General features: G+C 72.3%; 2 protein-coding genes and 1 pseudogene. All 3 read right to left on the bottom strand.

The genetic code is table 11. From position 1 onward, the window contains the following. Positions 1-133: pseudogene (locus ACTHJJ_RS19070) on the bottom strand (DedA family protein); the annotation flags it as partial. A 42-nt stretch (positions 134-175) separates the two neighbouring features. After that, positions 176-1,708: an HNH endonuclease signature motif containing protein gene (locus ACTHJJ_RS19065; protein WP_440304527.1), complete on the bottom strand. Its 1,533-nt coding sequence runs from the start codon at positions 1,706-1,708 to the stop codon at positions 176-178. Between the two features lie 112 nt (positions 1,709-1,820). Then, positions 1,821-2,181: mycothiol transferase (locus ACTHJJ_RS19060; RefSeq protein WP_440304526.1), on the bottom strand; the 361-nt coding region annotated here is incomplete at its 5' end.

Raw genomic sequence — 2,181 nt, 5'->3', positions numbered from 1 at the left:
AGTCGCCGGGCAGGATGGGGAAGAGCAGGCCGCACTCGATGAAGACGATCGCCACGCTCACCCAGAAGAACTGCCCGCCGAAGCGGTCGAGCAGCCATTGGGGGTCCATCCAGTCTGGGCCGAGGGAGTGCATCACACGCCAAGGGTATGCGGCGTGGCCGGGTCCGCCCGAATCTCAGGCCGCGCTGCGGCCGTGGCGGTCCATCGGCCAGGTCGTGTGGGTGCGTCCGTCCGGTGCCGTCCAGGTGCAGATGCCCTCGGGCGTCAGGTCGGCGCTCCAGCCGCCGTGGTGCTTGAAGCGGTGGTGGCTCGCGCAGAGGCACATCAGGTTGGGTGGCTCGGTCGGCCCGACCGGTGCCGGGACCACGTGGTCGATCTGCGTGCGTCTGGCCGGTTGGCTGCATCCCGGGAACCGGCAGGTGCCGTCCCGCGAGCGAACCTGCCTCGCGACAGCCGCGTTCGGGCGGTACGCGTGGGGGTCCTGTGACCGGGTCGCGCCGGTCACGGGGTCGGACCAGGCCACTCGGAGGGTCACGTCCGGGTTGCTGAGGAGCCCGACCACCGTCTCGGGAAGGAGCGAGCCATGGGTCGGCACCTCGGTCAGGCCGCTGACGAACCAGACGTCGCTGTCGCTGTCCATCAGCGTGCCCGTCGAGGCGCGGACAGCGGCCCACACCGACGCGCTGTCACGGCGGCCGGCGCCGCAGTCGATGTCGTAGGCCGTGTCGCCGTCGTGGCCACCGACCCCGCGGTCGGTGTCGCCGTCAGGGCTGCCGGCGGCGTGGTGCGGCCGGGGGCCCCCGAAGGCCGCCGGCAGCTCGTGCTCCGGCTCGTCGCGCAGGTCGAGGGGCGCCTCGTCGATGCGCGCGGCAGGCCCGCACCCGATCGGCGCGACGAGCTCGATGGTGGTGCGCACCTCGGCGTTCGCCATGACCAGGTCGAAGAGGGCGTCGACCCGCGCCTGGCCGACCTTCAGGCCCGCTGTTGCCGTGACGTACTCGTTCGCGAGCCCGTCGACCGCGGCCCACAGAGTCGCCGACTGCGCCGTCGACAGGGTCATCGTCCAGGTGGACGTGCCGGTGACCTCGCCCGGGCCGACCCGGATCGACCGGTCAGCGACAGCCGCCTTCTCGGCGGCGCGGACAGCTGCGCGGTCGGTCTGCTCCGCCGCTCGGCGGGCCATCGTCTTCAACCGTGAGCCGGGCAGCTGCGAGATGTCACGGCGGTGCAGCCGCGCCTCGAACTCCTCGAGCTGGTGCACGTGCAGCGCCTTCGACTCACGGACGACGGCGGCCGAGCGGTAGGGCTCCAGCGCGCCGGACCACTGCAGGTGGAACGTCGTCGGCAGGGCGTTGACGAGCCGGCGGGCGTCGTCCAGGCGGGTGCTCATCGTGCGGGGAGCGACCTTGAGGAGCGGCGCGAGTGCTGCGGCGCTGTCCTGGCCACCGGCGGCCAGCGGCACTCGCCGGCCGTCCTCGCGTGCCTCCTGCCGGCGGCGTTCGATCCGCTCCTCAGCCCGCGCCGCGTGGGTGTCCATCGCCGCGGACTGGCGGGCGGAGACGGCGTTGATGACGCGCTGGGAGGCCAGCGTCACCGCCTCGGTCTCTGCGAGCGTCATGGCGTCGATGTCCTCGACCGACAACGTGCCGAGCGCAGCCGCGAGGACGAAGGGGTCCTCGTGCTCCACTGCTTCGACGCTCTCGAACATGTGTACGACTCTAGTGGTGAGGTCTGACAACGGTCTCCGGCTGTCCACAGGCTCCGGCGTGGGTGGAGAGGCTGAGCCTCCGCCCGGGACTGTCTCCGGCGAACCGCTGGGTCTACTGGCCGGTGCGGCCGTCGATGCACTCGCGGAGCAGGTCGGCGTGTCCGCAGTGACGGGCGTACTCCTCGACCATGTGCACGAGCACGTCGCGCACACTCACCTGTTCCCCGCGGTGGTCGACGAGCGCGCCCATGTCGGGGTGGTCCTGCACCCACTGCTCGGCGAACGCGACCTCGTCACGCCATGCTGCCCAGGCCTCGTCGACGCAGGTCTGGTCACCGACCCCTCCGAGCCAGTCGGCGTCCTGCTGCGGCGGCCCCCACAGCCGGTCGGCCTGCTGGCCGGCGAGGGTGCGCCGGAACCAGCCGCGCTCCACCTCGGCCATGTGGCGCACCAGTCCCAGCAGCGACATCGTC

This window comes from Intrasporangium sp. (genome assembly GCF_051961875.1).
Taxonomy (GTDB): Bacteria; Actinomycetota; Actinomycetes; order Actinomycetales; family Dermatophilaceae; genus Intrasporangium_A.
The sequence above is the reverse complement of the archived record's forward strand: the minus strand, read 5'-3'. Positions and strand labels throughout refer to the sequence as shown.